The following is a 20,454-nucleotide window of genomic DNA, read 5'->3' on the forward strand; positions in this document are numbered from 1 at the left end:
TGATGGTATTTCAGACAATCACCAAAACATAACCCTAACATGCTGTCTAAGAAAATTTTATACCTGGCCTTATGCACCCTGATAAGCGGTGCTGTTTCAGCACAAAATCGGTCAATCGGGAAACTCATCAAAAAGCCCGTTTTTCATGGCCAGGAGGATAATCCGAATGATCGGATGGCGTTTGAAGTACTAAGAACCCAAGATCCCGTTACCGGAGAGATTCCTTCGCAGATCTACGAGAAACAACTCACTTACTACAATGAAACCCTTAAGCCCCAGGGAAGGCGTTTCATGGCTGATAATCTGATTAGCTGGTCTAGCAGAGGACCATTCAACGTGGGCGGGAGAACCCGGGCACTGGCCATAGATGTGAGTGACGAAGAGGTGATTTTGGCCGGAGGAGTGTCTGGTGGAGTCTGGAGGTCTGCGGATGGGGGAGCTACCTGGTCCAAGACCACTGGAAGTAACGAGCTACAAAGTGTGACCGGAATCGCTCAGGATACCCGCTCCGGGCAGACCGATACCTGGTATTACATCACCGGGGAGTATGCTGGCAACTCCGCTGGAGCCACCGGAGCTTCTTACAGAGGAGATGGAGTGTATAAGTCAACTGATGGCGGGCTCACATGGACCTTGTTGTCATCTACCTCTACGGAGATGCCACAGACTTTTGATCAGTATTTCGATTACAATCACGAGGTGGTGGTGAGTCCTGACAATGGCAACGTAATTGTAGCCAACTATGGAGGAATTCACGTTTCTGCCAATGGAGGGACAAATTGGACTCGGACGCTGAACTCCACAGGTTGGTCCGATGTAGTGATAGGGACTGGTGGAAATGTCTATGCCCACAATACTTCGGGAGTTTATAAATCCACCGATAATGGTGCTAATTGGACAGACATCTCAGATTCTGGTTTCCCCTCTTTTGGTAGAGGAGAGTTGGCAATGGCTGCTTCCAATGAGGACATTGTTTATTTACTGGCGGAGGCTTCGGCTAACACCTCCGGGCATGCACTTTGGGTATACGACGATGATACGGGTTTGTGGGCAGACAGAAGCGCATCGATCCCCCAGGAGGGCGGACAAACAGGAGACTTCTCATCACAAGGGGGGTATGATTTATTGATTAAAGTGAAACCCGATGATCCTAATTTTGTCATTATTGGGGGCACCAACCTTTACCGTTCGTCCGATGGCTTTGCCACGACTACTAATACTGACTGGATAGGGGGGTATACCCCCGCTAATAATAGCTACGCTCTATACACCGATCATCATCCGGATCAGCATTCTTTTGTTTTTTATCCCTCTGATCCTGATCAGGTGATCTCCGGAAATGACGGAGGCCTTCAGTACACCGCAGATGTACAGTCTACTGATAATGCTACCTACCCCATTACCTGGACTCCCCTTAACAATGGTTATCTCACCACGCAGGTTTATGCGGTTTCAGTGGGTCCGCAAGATCAGATTTTGGCTGGTCTGCAGGACAATGGCACCTGGCTAACTCTGAGTACAGATTCTGAAGTAGACTGGACGTCACCTTTTAGTGGAGATGGGGCGTATAGTGCTTTTGCAAGTGATGGGGCTACGCGGTATATGTCTTCACAAAACGCAAATATCTATAGGATCGGACATACGGATGCCGATGATCCAACTCCTAACTCATACACACTATTTACTCCGAATTCTTATTCCACAAGCCTTTTCATCACCCCGTTTTATCTCGATCCCAATGACGATGACATTTTTTACCTGGGAGGAACCAGCGCCTTATGGGTAAATACCTCAGCCAGTACGGGTACAGCCTCTACCGGGTGGAAGACCATCTCATTATCAGGAATAAGCGGTGTGGTATCAGAATTTGGTGTGGTGGGTTCTGGTACTACCTATCTGGGTACATCAGGAGGTCAGATCTACAAAGTAGAGGACGTGACTGCTGCCACCCCTGTGGTAAGCAATATTAGCCCTTCGGGTCTGTCGGGGTATGTGTCAGGGATAGGTGTCAATGAAGAAAATGCTGACGAATTGTTGGCAGTGGTGTCCAATTACTCTGTCAAGAGTATCTACCATACAACAGATGGTGGAGCCAACTGGACCCATGTCAGTGGTAACCTGGAGGAAAATACAGATGGATCAGGAAGCGGTCCTTCTGTGAGAACCGCCAGAATACTGGGCGATGGCAGGCTCTATCTGGTGGGCACCAGTGTGGGGATGTTTACCACCGGGGATCTGGATGGAGATGACACATCCTGGGAGCAAGAGGATATTGATCAATTGGGTGCTGTGGTGGTAGATCACATTGTGGTTCGAAATTCAGACAATCTGGTGGTAGCTGGTACGCATGGCAATGGTGTATACTCAGCTTATATGCCGGCAGCTCCTATTGACCTGGCCATTGCATCTATCGATGGGCCTGCTGGTGGTGTGCTGGGAACGGAATCTGTAGTGGTAACTGTGAGCAACAATGGTACGGCCACCCAAAGTACCTATGAGGTATCTTATTCCATCAATGATGTCCTGCAGCAGACCGAAACCGTGAATTCATCATTGATTTCCGGGGCCACTTACCAGCACACTTTTACTGCAACTTATGATTTTTCCTCACCTGGTACTTACAGTATTTCAGCAAGTGTATCTGTAGCTGATGATGAGATTTCTTCTAACAATACCCTCACTGCATCCGTGGAGAGCGTCACTACCATCAGTGATTACCCATATACGGAAGGCTTTGAGGATGGGACACATCAGTGGACACTCAGTGGCGTCTGGGAACAGGGCACTCCCGCTCAGACCAATATCTCTTCGGCTTCATCCGGATCGGGAGTGATCATGACGGATTTAGATGCTAACTACGGCACCGACCTGTATGATGTTGCCGAGTCACCTGTTTTTGATTTGAGTGCCATGGATGGTGCCGAGTTGAGCTTTGACATATTCTACCAAACAGAAGCGGACTATGATGGGGTAATCCTGGCTTATCGCACGGATCTTTCGGAGGATTATACCATTATCGAATCGGGCACTGCCAACTGGTACAACGGTGTTTTTGATGCACTGGGTGTCAGTGGGTGGAATGGGTCTTCCGGTGGATACCTCACGGCTTCCACAGACCTCAGCTTTCTGGCCAGTGAGCCCATCGTTCAATTGGCTTTTTACCTGATTTCGGATTATACAGTGGGGGATGAGGGGGTGGCTATTGATGAGTTTGTGATTACCCCAATCTATGATCTGGGGAGCATAGAACTCACCGCTGAAGCTATTGATGAGAATAACGAAAACGGTGAGGAAATAGGGACTTTCTCACTGAGCGAAGGATATGAAGCCAGCTATACTTTGGTGGCTGGTAGCGGAGATACAGATAATGATGCTTTTTCCATTACCGACGGGGTGCTTTATGCGTCTGAAGTTTTTGATTTCGAAACGCAATCAACATATGAAATTAGGGTGGAAGGTGAGACCGCCTCTTTTGGGAGCGTTACCGGAGAATTTTCCATTACCATCAATGATCTCAATGAGGCACCTGGCACATTGTCTTTGTCCTCGGCCACAGTTTCAGAAAACGAGGTTGTAGGTACTGAGGTCGGAACTTTCTCTGCGACTGATCAGGATGCATCCGAATCTTTCACATTTGCTTTGGTGGTGGGAGACGGAGATGATGACAATAGCAGTTTTTCTATTGATGATGACGCACTGAAGACTGGGGAAGTTTTTGATTTTGAAACCCAGTCATCCTACAGCATACGGGTGAAAGTAACAGACGCTGGAGGAGAAACCCGGGAAGAGATTTTTAACATCAGCATTACAGACGAAGAGGAGGCTCCAACAGCCCTTAACCTGTCTAATTCAGAGCTTCCGGAAAATGAGGAATCGGAAACCCTGATTGGTACTTTTTCAGCTGAGGACGAAGATCTTGAAGAAACCTTCACTTATGCATTGGTTGAAGGAGAGGGCAGTACCGATAACACTGATTTTAGCATTGAAGGTGAGAGCCTACTGAGTGCCGAGCCATTTGATTATGAAACCAAAAAGACTTACACTATCCGTGTCCGTGTCACGGATAGTGGAGAGGAGTCGTATGAGGAGGCATTTGAGGTTTCGGTAACGGATGTAGGAGAAGTACCCACAGGCCTTTCTTTGACTGGAAGTGAAATAGCTGAAAATGAATCGACCGGGACGCTGGTTGGTAGCCTCTCCACAGAGGATGAGGATGAAGATGAATCTTTTGATTACGAGTTGGTATCAGGAGAAGGGAGTACCGATAATACCAGTTTTGCGCTGGATGGAGGGAATCTACTCTCAGCAGCCATTTTTGATTATGAATCCAAAACTCAATATTCCATTAGGGTGAGAGTAACAGATAAATATGATCTCAGTTTAGAGGAGGCTTTGACTATTGAGGTGACTAATGTAAACGAACTCCCGACGGATATTTTGCTTAGCAATAGTGACATCATGGAGCGTAGTGATGTGGGGTCGGTAGTGGGCACCCTGTCTGCCGTGGATGAAGATCTCGCAGATACCTATACCTATGCTTTAGTAGCCGGAGATGGTGCTGATGACAATACCAGTTTCTCCATTAATGGGGCCGACCTGGTCAGTGCCGAGGAGTTTGATTTTGAAACGAAGAGCAGCTACAGCGTGAGGGTGCAAGTGACTGATGGTGGTGGGGAAGTACTGCAGAAGTCATTTGACATAGATATTCTTGACATAGAAGAAAATGTGACGGGGATTCTCATTTCGGATAATCAAATCAACGAAAATGTTTCCTCTGGATCCACTATTGGGAATTTTTCAGTGGAAGGTACAGGTATTTCCGAACCATACATTTACACGCTGGTGTCGGGTGTGGGTGACGATGATAACGATCTTTTTTCCATAGAGGAGTCTACACTTAAGAGTGCGGCTGTATTTGATTATGAAGAAAAATCTACTTTGAAGGTGCGGGTGCAAGTGCAGGTGTCTGATGGCGGTGTTTTTATGGCGCCACTGGAGATAGAGGTGTTGGATGTGAATGATGTCCCTACCGGAGTATTTCTTTCTGACAATGAAATTTCTGAGAATGAGGAGGCAGGTACTTTCATCGGGACACTGTCCGGGGAGGATCAGGATTCTGGAGAAAGCTTTACTTTTTCGATGGTGTCCGGTGATGGGGCGGATGATAATGCTCGCTTTCTTTTAGAGGAATCCAGCCTTTATTCCTTGGAGGAATTCAATTTTGAAACAGCCAGTGAATTTAGCATCAGGGTGGAAGTGGTCGACAGTGAAAATGCCTCGTTTCAGCAGGTGTTAAGTATTCAGGTGTTGGATGCGAATGATCTCCCCACGGCCATTTCATTAAGCAGTGTAACGATCTCAGAAAATATGTCATCAGGAACTGCTCTTGCTACTTTGGCTGCTACTGATGAAGATGAGGAGGAGTCTTTTACCTTTTCTCTGGTCAGTGGTGATGGTGATACTGACAATTCAGACTTTTTGGTGGACGGCTCCAATCTGTTAAGTGCCGGAGTGTTTGATTATGAGACCCAAATGTCTCACAGTATCCGGCTAAGGGTTACTGATAGTGATCTGGCAACCTTCGAACAATCCTTTATCATCACCACCGAAGATGCCAATGACCCTCCCACGGCTATTGTTTTGAGTGCTTCGGAGCTCTCCGAAAATGCGGCATCTGGATCTGAAATAGGCGTACTGGAAACCACGGATGAAGATGTGGACGATACCCACACCTACGACCTGGTAGCCGGGGATGGAGATGATGATAACACGCGGTTTGCAATAGTTGGAGATAAGTTAGTGTCAGATGAGGTTTTTGATTTTGAAACCCAGAGCAGCTACACACTTCGAGTGAAGACCACTGATGGGGGAGGACAAACGCTGGAGCAGTCTTTTACCATCGAAATTTTGAATGTCAATGAGGCACCCACGGATATTGCTTTGAGCAGCAATGTGATTGTGGAAAATGAGCTGGCAGGGACAGTGATTGGTGATTTTGATGCAGAGGATGTGGATGCGTCAGAGACTTTTACTTTTTTGCTTGTCTCGGGAGAAGGAGATGAAGATAATTCCAGTTTTAGTATCGATGGATCGGAGCTGCAAAGTGCCGTAGTTTTTGATTTTGAGGAGCAATCGACCTATAGCATTCGTGTGAGGGTAATGGATATCGGAGGGGAGTATTATGAAGAACCATTCACAATAGAGATCTCCAACATCAATGATGCCCCATCAGCCATTATGCTCAGTCAGGATGTGATAGCTGAGAATGAGGCTATAGGTAAGGAAATAGGTCAATTCTCCACCATGGATAATGATGCATCTGAAGCCTTTACCTATCAGCTGGTGGCTGGCAACGGAGGAGATGATAATGCTGCATTTTCTATCCTGGGTGATGCTTTGCTGTCGGCACAGGTATTTGATTTCGAAGAGCAATCTGAGTTCCATATTTTAGTGAACTCCACAGATGCAGAAGGGGCCATCTATCAGCAGGCGTTTACCATTGGGGTGACGGATGTCAATGAAGCGCCCTACGGTTTGGAATTAAGCGCATCCAGTGTGGAGGAAAATGCACCCGTGGGCACCAAGGTAGGGGACTTCCTGCCGGTGGATGAAGACCTGTCAGAAAGTTTCGCTTTCAGTTTTGTAGAAGGTGAAGGTGATGAGAATAATGCTGATTTTACTCTGGATGGCAGTGCTTTGGTCACGTCAGGATCTTTCGATTTCGAAACCCAGTCAAGCTACTCCATCCTTGTGGCGGTAACCGATGGCGCTGGTCAATCATTTCAAAGTGCATTTTCTATTCAAGTATTGGATGTCAATGAAGCGCCTGAAGCCCTTTCGCTGACCACTTCCACGGTCAATGAAAATCAGGAGAAGGGAACACTTGTAGGTACTCTGTTGGTGTCTGATCAGGATGAAGGAGAGGTGTTCACCTTTGCAATGGTGAGTGGGTCTGGAGATGAAGACAATGCCAGCTTTCTGGTGGAGGATGCTACGCTGGTCACCAATGAAGTTTTTGATTTTGAGGTGAAGTCTACTTACTCAGTGCGCTTATTAGTGGAGGATGAAGGCGGTGCAAAGTTTGAGCAGATACTTCCCATAGAAATTCTGGATGCAAATGATGCTCCAACAGATCTCACTTTGAGCAATGATGTGATCCCATCCAATCAGATAGATGGTTATGAAGTTGGCGTGCTTGATGCTGAAGATCAGGATAACGATGAACTCACCTTTGAGCTGGCCACGGGTTCTGGTGATGATCACAACCTCAATTTCACCATTGTGGGAACCAAGCTCCAGACCAGCGGATTGACCATCAACGACCCGGAAGAGATCTTCCACATTCTGGTGGAGGCGTCTGACGCCCGCGGTGGATTTGCCGTTGCACCATTTGACCTTACTGTAGAGGAGATTCTCGGGTTGGTACACCTTGCGGGTAAAGGCATCTCTATTTTCCCAAATCCGGTACAGGAGTGGGTGGGTGTGAAAATGGATAATAGTAGCAGGGGCAAGGTAGCTCTGGCCATTTATGATTTGGAGGGGCGGAGGGTCCACCAAAGTTCTTGGGAGAAGCAGGCAGACATTCTGAAAGACCGGCTGGACTTGTCGGGATTGGCCAGAGGGGCTTACGTGATGAAGTTTCAGTTGGAAGGCGAAGAGGTCATTGGCAAGCTTTTGAAGAAGTGAGTATCGCTTGAAACAAAAAAATGCTCCCAATTGGGAGCATTTTTTATTTCTGGCCTTGTGGACTAGACAAAACTGGAAACTTATAGCGTGATACCGAAGGTGATGGCATTCATGCCCTGGCTACCTGCCGGACCCCGATCGGATGCAAACACTTCATTGAGATCATACATGGCAAAGAGATCAAGTCCCTTGTAGCCCACTTGTGCTCTGATGCCATATCGGAAATTGGTGAGGTAGTAGTTACCTGAGTTCTTGTCTTTTTCTCTCTTATTGTTTTCAGTATAGACATATTTGGTGCTGCCACCCAGTCGGTAGCCGGCGTAACCTCCGGCTCCAAATCGAATGCCCTGCTTCTTGTAAGTACGGAAGTTGATGCTGCCTCTTTCCAGGTTTTTGACCTTCCTTCTGCCTTTGGCAAAGTCCAGCATCGGTACCATTGTTACATTCAGATAGGGTGCTGAAAGTTTACTTTTGATGCTGCTGTAGCTGGCTGGCGGGGCATTGAATTCGATGCGGGTATCCCCTTTTTCTATCAGCGTAGCGGCTTCCTGCATCTTCCAGTTGTACCAGCTCACGCCCATGCCCCAGTCAAGGAAGAGCGGGCCTGTGACCCAGGTTCGGTTGACACTGTTCAGCCCAAAGTACCAGCTTCCCCAGGGTTTTACGGCATATGGTGCATTGTTTTCGTCTGGGAAGGAGTTTCCTTCCATCCAGTTGTTCAGACCAAAGTCGATATTGAAATAATGTCTGGTGCGGTCAATGGATTCTTCTTCATAGTGATATTTTCGTACAGGGAGGTCATCATCCCATTCGTCATCCAGGTCCTCCCACTCATCAGCATCTACCAGGAGCTCCATGTTACCAATTTTGATTTTCGTTTTGGCGCTACTGCCTTCTCCGAAGATGATCGTGGTGTCCTTGAGGTATTTTTTGCCATTGTCATCCTGCAGTTCTATTTTCTCTATTTTGCTGGACCTCAGTGCTGAGTTCAGGTCTTTGATCATCTTGTTGAGGTCGTATTGCTCCAGGTCTTTGAGCGCCACACGATCTTCGGTGTAGACAAGAATCTTGCTTTTGTTGTTGAGCTCTATGACTACAGTATCTCCTGTAGAAGCCCTTCCTCTTTCCGGATGCATGAGCAGCAGGAGTGCCGTCATTGCCAGTATTACCTTTTTCATCGTTTCTTTTATTTTGAGTTTTTGACTTAGTTTTTGCTGAATAAATTGTCTTTCACCTCTCTTATATCTGCCAGGATCTCGGTGGGAGATACGTCATTGGAAAAATACGCGATCAATGTATTGAACTTGTTCACCTTTAGGCTGTCAGTTTGAGGCTGATGGGTAGCTATGTAGGTGATTTTCACCGCAGGAGTTTCCTGCTTGGGTAGTCCTGAGATTTTGAGCTGATTCCTCACCGGCAATTCTGCCTCCAATTGGAAGTTTTTAAGAGAAGCTACCGAGATGGCTTCATAAGTGATTTCTTCAAAATCAGCTTTTTCCGTGATCGTCTGTGAAGCCTTCTGGGCCTTAATTTTTGGTTGAGTGGCTACCACTGGAGCTACAGTATTTTCAAGATTCACAGAAGGCAGCTCCAGCCGAAAAGAATATCGATCCTGATACTCAGGATGATCGATCGCCGAGAGGTAGTCCCCTTGTTGTTCTTTTTCTGAAAGATTGATTACCACTATGGTAGCTGCAAGGAGGACCACTATGGCCGCGGCTATTTTCATGGGGGTAACCCAAAATCCTTTTTTACCTGCAATCTGGCCTTGCACCTGCTCCCAGCTGGAGGCCTGAGGTGTCACCTCGAACTGATCAAGGTTCTCCCTGAATAGTCTGTCCAAATTATTTGCCATTGCCATCTTGTTTTAATTCCTTCTCCTGGATTGTTGCCAGGCGGGTTTGTAAATATTTTCGTGCTCTACTGAGCTGAGATTTCGAAGTATTTTCATTGATTCCCAGCGTTTCGGCTATTTCCTTATGATTATATCCTTCTATGGCATAGAGGTTAAACACTGTGCGATAGCCCACCGGGAGCTCTGCTATCAGTGCCATGAGATCTGCGGCTTCCAGGCTATTTTCCAGCGTGGAATAGTCCGGTTCAGATTCTGCTTTTTCCACCTCCACTTCCAGCGACATGTTTTTGTGTTTTCTGATATACATCAGACTTTCATTCACCATGATGCGCCGTACCCAGCCTTCCAGGCTACCTTCACCCTGATATTGTTCCAATTTGTCAAACACTTTCACCATTCCACCAATCATTACATGCTCTGCTTCTTCTCTGTCGTGAATGTATCGGATACATACCCCCAACATCCTGGACGCAAATCGGTCATACAACTCTTTTTGCGCACTGGGTCTGCCTTTCTTGCAGTCATGCAGTAACTTTTGCTCAGAGTTGGATTTATCGATTCGCAACATGGTTAGGTTGGTGTTCATTGGGTAGATGCGGATAGTTGCTTCGAGGTTGCGTGGCTATTAAAAAAATATAGTGAATTAAACTTCTTTTCTATACGTATCGTCATTACAATGGTGAATATTTTATTCAAAACCTCTTCATTGGCCTTTATTCTGGTTTGCGTGCTCTGCTCCTGTAGCCGGGGAGAGTTTAAAGATTCCACTACATTCGATGCACGCGAATGGGAACTTGATAGTGATGGCCTGTCCATCCCCGCACTGAATGCGCTGATGGAGGGCGAATGGTCACTGCGATACACCACACTGTTCGTTAGTGATAAATCGCTGATAAAGAATTTCAATCCGGGGGAAGTCATCTGGAAGGTAGACGTGGCCAGCAAGGTGATTTACCGGGATTCGAAAACCAATGGCACGCAATATCAGCTTGCCCTGGAGCCGGTGGATCCACAAAGTCCGGATGCCAGGCTTGTACCCATTATTTTTATGGATGGTGAGAAAGGGTACCTCAGCATAGGTGCGGACCGCATGGTCATCTCGTTTGGCTACATAGATTTACCCAACTATTATTTTGAGCGATACGACTAAGCAGGGGCTTTTCTGGTCATCTTGTAGGATCGCTCATTTTGTTCAAAGTTTCATCTTGATTCTTGCCGGAGTTCTATCCAATTGTCTTAATTTTCCGCTGTGGAAAGTTTCGTTGTATCGGCCAGGAAGTATCGCCCGTTAGGGTTTGAGGAGGTAGTGGGCCAGGGCCATATCACTACCACACTTAAGAACGCCATCGACAATGATCACCTGGCACAAGCCTTGCTTTTTTGTGGCCCCAGAGGAGTGGGTAAAACCACTTGCGCGCGTATTTTGGCGCGTATGGTCAATGGTTTCGAAGCAGAATCGGGTGACGCAGCTACCAACAATTTCAATATTTACGAACTGGATGCGGCCTCTAATAACTCTGTGGACGACATTAGAAACCTGATCGATCAGGTACGATATCCACCGCAGCAGGGGAAATTTAAAGTATACATCATAGATGAGGTGCACATGCTTTCCACCCAGGCCTTCAATGCTTTTTTGAAGACTCTGGAGGAGCCTCCTTCGTATGCCATTTTTATACTAGCCACTACAGAAAAGCATAAAGTCATCCCTACCATCCTATCCAGGTGTCAGATTTATGACTTCAATAGGATAGAGATCAACGACATGGTGGTGCAGCTTCAGCAGATCGCTGAAAAGGAAGGTGTGGATGCCGAACCTGAGGCACTGCATCTGATTGCTCAAAAAGCAGATGGAGCAATGCGTGACGCACTGTCCATCTTCGACCTCATAGTTACCTTTTCTTCAGATAATAAGGTGACTTATCAAAATGCAATCAAGAATCTGCACATCCTAGATTACGATTATTACTTTAAGCTGGCAGACTTCTTTCAGGCAGAAGACCTCTCCGGGGCGCTGCTGCTGTATGACGATATTCTGAGAAATGGATTTGATGGTCATAATTTCCTGATTGGTCTGGAAGAACACTTTCGAAACCTGCTGGTCTGTAAAAACCCTGAAACCCTCAAGCTGATGGAGGTGCCGGAAAATCTCAAAGGAAAATACCAGGAGCAAGCCAATGCACTGAGTACTTCTTATTTACTCACCGGGCTTAATCTGATGAATCAGGTGGACCTGAACTACAAACAAAGTAAGAATCAACGATTGCATATTGAACTTTGCCTGATGAAGCTTTCTCAGCTGAACCGGGCTATCAAACTCAGCGCAGAGAACGGGGTAAAAAAAAAAGCAGTGACAGCCTAGAGGAAACCAGGCAGCCTTCTGAGAAGAAGCCGTCTCCTGCTCTACCTACGAAAGAACATCCGGTGGCTACTCCTTCTGCGAAAGTTGTTCCCCAAACCCCCAAAATTAAAATTCCTACAGCCCTAAAGGATCCTGCTAAAAAGGAAACCCCAAGTCTGCTGAGACCCAAGACCCCAGTGGTGCAGGAGGAGGAAGTGAAAAAACCACTGTTGGAAGAACGCAGCACGCCATTTGACGAAAGCCAGGTGATCGATGCATGGAAGGCCTTCAGAAAGAGGAGATTGGAGGCGGGTGCTTCGGACACTGAGAAGTTGGTGCTGGACCGGCGACTGGAGAAGACCGGTGACACTCAGGTAACACTGTTTATGGAAAGTCAGCTGGAGATCAGCATTCTCGATAAGTTTGAGCAGGATCTCATCCAGCACCTTAGAAAAACGCTGGACAACACCTTTGTGCAGATAGAAAAGGAAGTTACCGAGCAGGAGTCTACCCGTAACCTCTATACCTCCAAAGAGAAATTTGAATACATGGCTCAGCAAAACCCGGTATTGAGAGAGCTTAAGGACCGACTTGGCCTGGATTTCGAATATTAATTGGCTATTGATTCGGTGTGTATATCTGTTCACCGACCTTTTTTCTGGGTTCACCGATATTAACTTTTTATTTACCTTAGTTTATTGGTCATTTGTCTGAACAACCATAATAACCACACTATGAAACTAAGAGCTATTGCCATTGATGATGATCCTACCTCTATCTTAATGGTGCAAAAACTAGCCTCCAAGATCGATGATCTGGAATTGGTGAATACTTATGAATCCCCAATAGAAGGGGCAGCAGGGATCATTCTGGATCGGCCGGATATTCTGTTTTTGGATATTGAAATGCCTGAGTTTAATGGCATCGATATTATGAGTACCCTGGTGAAGCCGCCCAAAATCATTGTGATTTCAGGAAACCCACTTTTTCAGTCCCAGGCTCTTGAATTGGACGCAGTAGCCTTTATTTCCAAGCCACCACAAGAGGAAGAGTTTAATATGGCCGTGAATAAGGTACGTGCTCATCTGTTAGAGGTGGAGGCATAAAGCGTCAATCATTTTTTCTTCACCTTCAGTTCGTCGCCTACGGAAATGGCAGTGGATTTCATGCTATTGAGCTCCATGAGCTCTTGTACAGTCATGCCGTAGGTATTGGCAATTTTGTACAGGCTGTCACCTCCCTTGACCACATGAATAATGAATGGCTCGGAGGGGGAGCGCTCTTTTTCCAGGGGTTTGATAAGCAGCTTCTGACCTGCATTGATCGTGCTCTCCGCAGTAAGTCCATTCCAGCTCCTGAGTTCCTCCACTGTCAGGTTGTATTTTCTGGAAATCCCCCATAGGGACTCTCCAGGTTCTACCTCGTGAAAATCCGCAGTTGATTTTGGTTGGGCTGCCTCTGTTGGTTTTTCTTCCACCACCGGCGACTTGTCGCGCACTGGGTTGTAGATGAGCAGTTCCTGTCCCAGACTCAAAGGGAGGCCCACACCTAAGTTATTCCAGGTATTGATGTCACTCACACTGACCTCATAAAGTCTGGAAATCCCCCATAGAGTTTCACCTGGCTGCACCACATGGATGAGGCGAACACCTGAAGGAGGCGTGTACGTGGCAGGTTTGTTTATTGGGGTTTCTTTATTGGTTGAGGTTTCGGGCGCTTTCGAGGGGATCTTTTCCTCTACTACGGGCTCTTTTTCTGGCTTTTCCGTTTCTGGTACCACCTTTTCTTCAGGAGGATTTTCTTTCACTTCCTCTTTGACTACCACCGGCTTGGGCTTCGCTTTTTGAATAGGCTCAGGTTTCCTTACCTCGTGATATTCAACAGGAGTGTGCTCAGGTCGGGTTTTTCTGAGCCAGATGAGCCTTCCGGGTTTCACGCTATCGGTCATACCCATTCGGTTTTTCTGAGCCAGCTTCTTGAGTTTTACCCCGTATTTTTGAGAAATGTCCCAGAGAGACTCACCGTATTGTGCCACATGAAACCTTATGGCAGAACGGTTTTGCTTACTGCTTACATAGTAAATCTCCCCGGATCGCACTTCTTCACCCGGATTGAGATCATTGTTTTTGATAAGTTGAGTGCTGCTGATCCCACATTTCAGAGCTAAGCTCACGATATTATCCTCTGCACCAGCCATTACAGCCTCCAGCCCATTGACCTTAAAGAAAATGGCTTTTTGGTTTTTGGTAATACCTGAGGCAATTTGATCAGGATACTTGACAGGCTCAACTGTTTCAATGGACCGGGTCAGGGGCCTTTGATCGCTTTCTTTTTCCAAACCCTTCGGGGCTTTGCCTTTGATGGGAATGATGACGGTATATACTTTGTCATCTGGGATTTTTCCGTGAGACAACCATTTGTTGTAGTCAGTCACTATGGCCTGGTCCGCCTTAAACTCATGGGCAATCTGATCAAGGGATTTGCCAGCACCCTTGTCATGCTCCAGAAGGCGGAGGCCTTCGCTGTGTGGGTCGCCCACTTCATCCTGAAATGCAATGACATGTGCAATGAAGCGGAGTACATACCAGTGTGTTTTGCTGGTGATGGTGAGCCGGTCTGACCCGAAATTCTCCTTATCCACATATTTCTTGGCACCGGCAGCTCCAGCCTGGTAAGCACTTACCGCGTAGATCCAGTTTTTGAAGTAAAAATTATTGCGTTTGAAATATTTGGCAGCCCCACGTGTGGCTGACACGATATTTTTCCGTTCATCTATCTTGGAGTCTACCCTCAGACCCACTTCTCGTGCCGTAAAATCTTTGAACTGCCAGTATCCTACGGCATCTGCTGACGACACAGCATCAGAAATAAGCGCACTTTCCTGTATGGAGAGGTATTTGATCTCGTCGGGCACACCCTCTTCTTTCAGTACCCGCTCTATGATAGGAAAATACAAGTTGACACGATCCAGTTTGATTTGAAAGTATTTTTCACTGGCCCTGAGGGCATTCACATCTTTTTGGATTTCTTCGCGTGCATCTGGAGTGAGTTTGAGTTTTATCCCAGCGATTTCTATACTGGCCGGTACCACGGGTACACCACCTACATGACCAAATGAAAAAGTATGAATAGAAAGAAGCAGTCCTAAAAGTACAATCCTCATATTTTTCTCAATACCATTAAGCCATCTCTGATGGGAAATAATACGTTTTCTACTTCCGGGTGATCATGCACCATCTGGTTAAACGCTTTGATGGAAGCAGTGGCCTTGTCTTTTTGATCATCGGTAGTCACCTTGCCGCTCCAGAGCACATTGTCTATGATCATAAACCCTCCCTTGCGAAGCTGAGGAAGGATCAATTCGAAATACTGTGGGTAAGTTTCCTTATTGGCATCCACAAAAACCATGTCCCAGGTATAACTCAGTGTGGGGATGATTTCTTGTGCATCGCCAATGCGAAAATCGATCAGTTCATCAAAAGGGGACTCTGCAAAGTAGCCCTGTGTGAGTGTGGCTAGCTCCTCATTTACTTCTATGGTCACCAGTTTTCCGCCCGGCTGCATGCCTTCTGCCATACAAAGTGCCGAGTACCCCGTGTAGGTGCCAATCTCCAGGACATACCTTGGGCGAATCATCAGAGTGAGCATGGCGAGCACCCTGCCCTGAAGGTGGCCAGAGAGCATTCTGGGTTTAAGAATATTGAGATGTGTTTCCCGATTAATGCGACGAAGCAGCTCAGTCTCTGGACTGGTGTGCGCTTCTACATACTTTTGGAGCTCGGTTGGCAGAAAATCCATGGGGTAAAATTAAGAGATTTTCAGCGTGCAAACCTATTCAGGCAAATAAGTTAATTGACTCATTTTGTCCGTCTGGAAATTTTCACGGGCCAGCTCCAGTAATTGACTGGCTGTGGTTTGGTCTATTTTTTTGAAGAGCTCATTGATGTCCGGTATCCGGCCCAGGTCAAGGATACTTTTGGCCATCATCAGCATCATCGAGTTGTTATTTTCTTCAGACATGGCCAGTTGACCTTTGATCTGCTGCTTGGCTTTGTGAAGTTGTAGATGACCCATTGGCTGCTTCTTCATGAGGTCGAGTTCCTTTTCTACCAGTCTCAGACTCTTTTTGAGATTTTTGGGATCAGTGGCAAAGTAAATGCCGAGCTGCCCGGTTTCGTAATATGGGGTGTAGCTGGCCTCTACACCATAGACAAACCCATGCTTTTCTCTTAGCGACATATTCAGGCGCGAGTTCATGCTCGGTCCACCCAAAATATTGATCAGGAGAAAAAATGGAATGCGTCGCTCATCCAGGAGACCATAAGAAGTACTCCCCATGGCAACATGCGCCTGGGAAATGGGCTTGTTCACAGTTTCGATCAGGGGGCGATATCCCTCGAAAAAGTTTCTTTTTGGCGTGTGATTTTTGTGAGAGACTGCCACGAGGTACTTTTCGGCCATCTTCTGAAGCTTTTTGGCTGAGTAATTGCCCACGCTCGAGAGGATGATTTTTTCCGTATTGAGGTTTCTGTCCAGAAAATCCAGAAAGTCCTTTTGCTTGAAGGAGTTTACTGTGTCCTGTGTGCCCAGAATGTTTTTGCCCAAGGGGTGATCTTTGAAGATCAACTCATCAAAATCGTCCTGTATGGCATCTTCGGGCGTATCCAGATACATGGACATTTCCTCCAGAATGACCATGCGCTCACGCTCAATTTGAGCCATCGGGAAGGTAGAGTTGAAAGTGATGTCTGCCAGCAGCTCCACGGCTTTGTCCAGGTGATTGTCCAGCAAAGAGGCATAGAAGCAAATTTTCTCTCTTGTGGTGTAGGCATTGAGTTCTCCACCTAGGGAGTCCAGACGGTTGATGATGTGGAAGGATTTTCTCTTTTTGGTGCCTTTAAAGGCCATATGCTCCCAGAAATGAGCGATTCCTTGCTCATTTTGCGCTTCATCACGACTGCCTATGTCCAGCATGATGCCCACATGCGCAATCCTGGTATTGGTGATTTGCTTGTGGATTATCCTGATGCCATTTGACAGCTCTATCATTTCGTGCTCCTCCATAGGGGCGCAAATTTACTACTGATTTATGTACTTGATGTATAATGTCTCAACATAGTCTTATGGTGAGAGTGGTATTACGTCAATTGCCGGGAATGGAAACTAGCTTACGATTGAGAAAGGCCTTCTCTTTGTCGTTTTCGGCTTTTTGGATGGCTTCATGCAGCGCAGTTTTGGCTTTCGGCCAATCTGCCAACTGGCAGTAGAGTTCTGCACGGGTGGCAGACAGAAGGTGGTTGTGCTTGAGCAGAGGTTCATTTTCGAGTTTGGAGAGTTCTGAAAGCGCCACTTCAGGGCCATGTGTCATCGCCACAGGGATGATGCGATAAAGTGCGATCAGTGGGTTGGGCTTTAGTGAATAAAGATGATTATACAAGGTGAGAATTCCGGCCCAATTGGTTTGTTCATACGATCTGGCATTCACATGAATGCCGCTGATGGCTGCCTGAATAAAATATTCGTTGTGATAGCCCTCAGGTATGGTATTTAGGTAGCGATTGCCCAGTTCGATGTGTTGTGCGTCCCATTTGGATCGATCCTGAAGTTCCAATGAGATCGCCTCCCCGGACTCGTCGGTTCGTGCGGCGAATCGAGCTACATGGTAGTGCATCAGTGCCATATGTGCCCGGGTCCATTCGTTGTTGGTTTCGGGTTTGTCCAAAAGGATGTGATTGAGCCTCATCGCTTCCTCGCAGAGTTCTTTGCGGATCAGCTGATCACCCTCAGTGCATTTGTAGCCTTCATTGAATAGGAGGTACAGGACTTTCAATACTACCACCAGTCGGTTTTGAATCTCTCCTGAGGTGGGGATTTCAAGTGTCGGGTTTTCTTCCTTGAATTTCTTTTTGGCTCGTGTGTATGCTTTGGCAATAGTTTCTTCCTTTTTGAGGAGGGAGGAGGCGATTTCCCTGATGGAAAGACCCCCAAGGATTTTCAAGGTGAGGATCAGCTGGTGCTCCGTACTCATAGCCGGATTGCAGCAGGCAAACATCATTTTCACCATTTCATCCTTGAAAAGGTCATCTGAAATGATAGGAGGCGCTTCCGGAGTTTCAGGCAGTTGCGTGGCATAGTATACTTTCTGCTGGCGGCGGAGCTGATCGATGAGTTTGTTGTTGGCCACCCTGATGATCCATGCAGTGGGATTGTCAGGAATCGTCCCAAACGGCCATGATTGCATGGCTTTCATCAAGGCATCCTGCACGGCATCTTCAGCTGCACTCAGGTGGCTTGGGCCAAATTTACCTGTGAGATAGGCCACGGCCTTCCCAAACTCATTGCGAAACAGATGATCGATGACCTGAGTGGCTTGTTGGTTTCCTGCCATTGGATAAAAATAGAACACCCCATCATCGTTTGGGGTGTTCCTGGAAATTATTTACATCTCTACAGCTTCACGCACCTCCAGAGACCCACCAAACTCAAAAATCGGGCAGTCTTTGGATAGTTCCACGGCATGGTTCAGATCATTGGCTTCTACCAGCACATAACCACCCACTAGCTCTTTGCCTTCCATGAATGGACCGTCTGTGATCGTTTCACCTCCATTGTAGACCACCTTTCCTTCGGCCTGAAGCGGGAGACCGGGCACTGGTTGATCATTCTGACTTATTTTAAGCATCCACTCACCCCATTTGGCCATGTGAGCTTGCATTTGCTCCGGTGATTGCCGGGCATATTCCTCATCGCCCCCTCTGAATAAATACAAGAATTGTTTCATAACGTTAAAATTGGTTAGTAAAAATTAGAACTCTTTATCCCTTTGACGAACAAACAGGTGTCAAATGGACAATACCCATGAATTTTTTATCAGTCGGTAGAAATACCTAACGCACATTACCAAAAAATGGAGAGGTTGATCATCTTCAGAGTCCTCTAATATTGTAATGCCAACAGACGGTTGGTGTTTTCCTCTCCAGTAATCACAATAGCGGTTTTGTTGGAGAATTCTAGTTACCTAAAAACAAAAATCGGAAGGGCAAAATGGAAATCATATTGGCGCAGCCCTTCCGGTTTTGTTTTACTCCCAAAAGATCTCTATTACCTCAGTGCCTATCAGCAGACTGGTTTGTCGGGCGCCTGTTATCCTTTTTATTTTCACCTTATTTCCCATAGGTCGGTACACTACTCTGGCCATCACATTTCGCTCATCTTTTTTATGAAAGGCTACGAGATACTTTGTGTCAAAATCACGGGTGAGTTTGTAGCTTTCTTTTGATGTTTTGACCTTTTGTGGTCGTTTGATGGTCTCACCATTCATGATTTTAATGATGTTCGGGCAAGTGGGTACCCCGTATCCGAGGTAGTTGTTGGGGTAGGGATAGAAGTTTCCCGCCTGCTTCAGGATATCGATGATTTCGAGATTAGTGAGTGTGGAGTCCATTTGCCAGATGCATGCCACAAGGCCCGTAACGATAGGGGTGGAGTAGGACGTGCCAAGGGTGGAATACACCGAGATATCCGGTTTTACAAAGTCGGTATAGTCAGGTCCGATGCTGCTGTAGTCCATTTTGTCCCAGATGTCAAATTTGCTGGCACCTACGGTGAGAGCATGCTGAGCATCACCTGGTGTCGAGAGGGTCTGCCAGGCATCCCGGGCTTCATTGCCAGCTGCCACCACGATCAGCATCCCCTTCTGGGTGGCGGCTATTTCCACCGCCCGGGCGATGGCTGTGGATTTACCATCCATCTGGCTGGGCCGGTAGTTTTCTGATGCATCAGAGTAACCCAGATTATAGCCCAGCGAAACATTGACTAACCGGATCCCTTGTCGCTCCATATCCTCGAGTGCTAAAATGAGGAGATCCTCTTCTATTCTTTTTTCATAGGCACCATGATCAGTCCTGGCCAGGTAATACTCAGCTTCCTGGGCCAGCCCATAGAGGATGTTCTTTTCTTTATCATATCCGCCAATGAGCTGCCATACTTCAGTGCCGTGATTGTCATCCAGTCCGATGGCCCCGCCATAAGGCTCCATCTCAGGAGTGATGTAGTCTTTGTAGGATTTGACCAATCCTTTTTCAAAAAGATGACTCAATGTGGGATCCCTGTCAGCCCTCAAAAAACCCCCATCGATAATCCCAATTTTCACCCCTTTACCAGTGAGGCCCATTTTCAGAAAATAGTTGGCCTGAATCTGCTCCAAAGCAAAGCTTAGGATAGGGTCTTTGTGTGCGAGTGCAGCCGGGGCAAAGGTGAGCATCGGAGTGAGTATACCTCCTGCAGCGGTGACGGCAGACCTCTGATCCTCAGTAAGTGTATAGGTGCAGGCATTGATCCATTGGGAGCATCGGTCTGGCTCCGGGAGAGTCACGCTGAGTGTAGCCAGAGAGTTCTGGTCAAGCCAATATTTATGCTGACCACTGGCAGTTCTACCAGCAAAAAGTAGAATAAAAAGCGCATATAAGCCTATCAGGCGAGTCATCTTCAATAATACGGAATAGCCATGAATAAAGCCCTATTGTGTGAAGATCTGAGTGATGGATGAACTCCATAGCGACACCTGTATTTG

The 20,454-nt window shown here is 46.8% G+C and carries 14 protein-coding genes; 5 read left to right on the top strand and 9 right to left on the bottom strand.

Annotated features, from left to right (window positions below; genetic code table 11):
* Positions 1 to 39 precede the first annotated feature (39 nt).
* The gene (locus tag ACHKAR_RS11915; RefSeq protein ID WP_395417558.1) at positions 40 to 7,686 is read left to right on the top strand and encodes a cadherin domain-containing protein; all 7,647 of its coding nucleotides are present in this window, start codon (positions 40 to 42) and stop codon (positions 7,684 to 7,686) included.
* Positions 7,687 to 7,766: 80 nt separating this feature from the next.
* Here the strand turns inward: ACHKAR_RS11915 and ACHKAR_RS11920 are convergent, their stop codons facing one another.
* Genes ACHKAR_RS11920 through ACHKAR_RS11930 form a run of 3 tightly spaced genes read right to left on the bottom strand, consistent with a single transcriptional unit; the run spans position 7,767 to position 10,127 of the window.
* Positions 7,767 to 8,864 (bottom strand): hypothetical protein, encoded by a 1,098-nt coding sequence (locus ACHKAR_RS11920; protein ID WP_395417559.1) that lies wholly within the window; start codon positions 8,862 to 8,864, stop codon positions 7,767 to 7,769.
* A 26-nt stretch (positions 8,865 to 8,890) separates the two neighbouring features.
* Positions 8,891 to 9,541, bottom strand: coding sequence for a hypothetical protein (locus ACHKAR_RS11925; RefSeq protein WP_395417560.1), 651 nt, complete (start codon positions 9,539 to 9,541; stop codon positions 8,891 to 8,893).
* A complete protein-coding gene (locus ACHKAR_RS11930) occupies positions 9,531 to 10,127 on the bottom strand; it encodes an RNA polymerase sigma factor (RefSeq protein ID WP_395417561.1) in 597 nt (198 codons plus the stop codon). Before ACHKAR_RS11930 ends, ACHKAR_RS11925 begins: the two co-directional genes overlap by 11 nt.
* Positions 10,128 to 10,217: 90 nt before the next feature.
* Between ACHKAR_RS11930 and ACHKAR_RS11935 the strand changes: the two genes are divergently transcribed.
* The 4 genes from ACHKAR_RS11935 (at position 10,218) to ACHKAR_RS11950 (ending at position 12,988) form a co-directional block, all read left to right on the top strand.
* Positions 10,218 to 10,691 (top strand): hypothetical protein, encoded by a 474-nt coding sequence (locus ACHKAR_RS11935; RefSeq protein ID WP_395417562.1) that lies wholly within the window; start codon positions 10,218 to 10,220, stop codon positions 10,689 to 10,691.
* A gap of 99 nt (positions 10,692 to 10,790) precedes the next feature.
* Positions 10,791 to 11,903, top strand: a complete 1,113-nt coding sequence (gene dnaX, locus ACHKAR_RS11940; RefSeq protein ID WP_159585070.1) for a DNA polymerase III subunit gamma/tau — start codon at positions 10,791 to 10,793, stop codon at positions 11,901 to 11,903.
* Between the two features lie 62 nt (positions 11,904 to 11,965).
* Positions 11,966 to 12,496: a hypothetical protein gene (locus tag ACHKAR_RS11945; protein WP_395417563.1), complete on the top strand. Its 531-nt coding sequence runs from the start codon at positions 11,966 to 11,968 to the stop codon at positions 12,494 to 12,496.
* A 120-nt stretch (positions 12,497 to 12,616) separates the two neighbouring features.
* Complete coding sequence (locus ACHKAR_RS11950; protein ID WP_159585068.1) at positions 12,617 to 12,988, top strand: LytR/AlgR family response regulator transcription factor; 372 nt, start codon at positions 12,617 to 12,619, stop codon at positions 12,986 to 12,988.
* 8 nt (positions 12,989 to 12,996) lie between these two features.
* Here ACHKAR_RS11950 and ACHKAR_RS11955 read toward each other — a convergent pair whose 3' ends face one another.
* The 6 genes from ACHKAR_RS11955 to ACHKAR_RS11980 all read right to left on the bottom strand — a co-directional run bounded on the left by ACHKAR_RS11955 (position 12,997) and on the right by ACHKAR_RS11980 (position 20,367).
* Entirely contained in the window at positions 12,997 to 15,045 is a 2,049-nt protein-coding gene (locus ACHKAR_RS11955) for a LysM peptidoglycan-binding domain-containing protein (protein ID WP_395417564.1), read from the bottom strand.
* A complete protein-coding gene (locus tag ACHKAR_RS11960) occupies positions 15,042 to 15,680 on the bottom strand; it encodes an O-methyltransferase (protein ID WP_395417565.1) in 639 nt (212 codons plus the stop codon). Before ACHKAR_RS11960 ends, ACHKAR_RS11955 begins: the two co-directional genes overlap by 4 nt.
* Positions 15,681 to 15,713: 33 nt before the next feature.
* On the bottom strand, positions 15,714 to 16,946 hold the full coding sequence (locus ACHKAR_RS11965) for a M16 family metallopeptidase (RefSeq protein WP_395417566.1): 1,233 nt from the start codon (positions 16,944 to 16,946) through the stop codon (positions 15,714 to 15,716).
* Positions 16,947 to 17,025: 79 nt separating this feature from the next.
* Positions 17,026 to 18,270: an RNA polymerase sigma factor gene (locus tag ACHKAR_RS11970; RefSeq protein ID WP_395417567.1), complete on the bottom strand. Its 1,245-nt coding sequence runs from the start codon at positions 18,268 to 18,270 to the stop codon at positions 17,026 to 17,028.
* Between the two features lie 51 nt (positions 18,271 to 18,321).
* Entirely contained in the window at positions 18,322 to 18,663 is a 342-nt protein-coding gene (locus ACHKAR_RS11975; RefSeq protein WP_395417568.1) for a YciI family protein, read from the bottom strand.
* 300 nt (positions 18,664 to 18,963) lie between these two features.
* Entirely contained in the window at positions 18,964 to 20,367 is a 1,404-nt protein-coding gene (locus ACHKAR_RS11980; protein WP_395417569.1) for a S8 family serine peptidase, read from the bottom strand.
* Between the last annotated feature and the right edge of the window lie 87 nt (positions 20,368 to 20,454).

The organism is Marinoscillum luteum, assembly GCF_044005705.1.
Lineage (GTDB): Bacteria > Bacteroidota > Bacteroidia > Cytophagales > Cyclobacteriaceae > Marinoscillum > Marinoscillum luteum.